Source organism: Streptococcus sp. WB01_FAA12, assembly GCF_012843315.1.
Classification (GTDB): domain Bacteria; phylum Bacillota; class Bacilli; order Lactobacillales; family Streptococcaceae; genus Streptococcus.
In genome coordinates this window covers 1-1,064 of record NZ_JABAEX010000018.1, presented here as the reverse complement: position 1 = coordinate 1,064, position 1,064 = coordinate 1, and the positions used below count along the sequence as shown (strand labels likewise).

1 protein-coding gene is annotated in these 1,064 nt (G+C 43.5%); it reads right to left on the bottom strand.

Features of this window, described 5'->3' with window-relative positions; translation table 11 throughout:
• The coding region (locus HF881_RS10355) for a Rib/alpha-like domain-containing protein (protein ID WP_206283222.1) at window positions 1-1,064 on the bottom strand (1,064 nt) is incomplete at both ends.

Genomic DNA, 1,064 nt, shown 5'->3' with positions numbered 1-1,064 from the left:
GGGAAGGTTACTGTGGCTGTACCATCGTTGCCTACTTCTACCTTGCTTGCTGTTGGGTTAGCTTTCTTAACTTCGTCGGCTACCTTAGCTTTTTCCGCATCTGTAAGAGCTGATGGATTCACTACTGGAGTGATTGCTGGGGTTTTAAGCTCCTTATCAGAAACCTTAGTTGCTTGAACTGGATCACTAGCTTCTGGTGTTTGACCATTCTTACTTGCTACAACAGTCACATTTCCTTCTGGAATGTCTACTGTTGGCGTGATTGTTGCTTTGCCATCTACTCCTGTTGTTGCTTCACCAATCTTGTTACCATCTTTATCGTACATTTCAACTTTAGAGCCTGGTTCTGCTGTCACTTCAACTGGTGTCTTAGTTCCTGCTTTACCTGTAAGGTCTGTTGTGATTGCTGGCTGAATTGGGGTTGTTGGTGTTGCTACTGTAGCCGTAGCTGTTTCACTTGGTACTGATGTTTGACCATTTTTTGTAGCTTTAGCAGTCACATTGCCTTCTGGAATGTCTACTGTTGGCGTGATGATTGCTTTACCATCTGCTCCTGTTGGTGCTTCACCAATTTTGTTACCATCTTTGTCAAACAACTCGACTGTAGTTCCTGGTTCTGCTGTCACTTCAACTGGTGTCTTAGTACCTGCTTTTCCTGTAAGGTCTGTTGTGATTGCTGGTTGAGTTGGTGTTGCTGGAACTGATGGATCCTTGGCAGTTGTTGCTTGAACTGGATCACTAGCTTCTGGTGTTTGACCATTCTTGCTTGCCACAACAGTCACATTTCCTTCTGGAATGTCTACTGTTGGTGTGATTGTTGCTTTACCATCTGCTCCTGTTGTTGCTTCACCAATCTTATTACCATTTTTGTCATACATTTCAACCTTAGAACCTGGTTCTGCTGTTACTTCAACTGGTGTCTTAGTACCTGCTTTTCCTGTAAGATCTGTTGTGATTGCTGGTTGAGTTGGTGTTGTTGGAGTTTTAACAGTAACCTTAACTGGAACTTCATCCGTAGTTCCGTCTGGGTATGTTACAACTACTGTCGCGTCTTTTTCACCTTC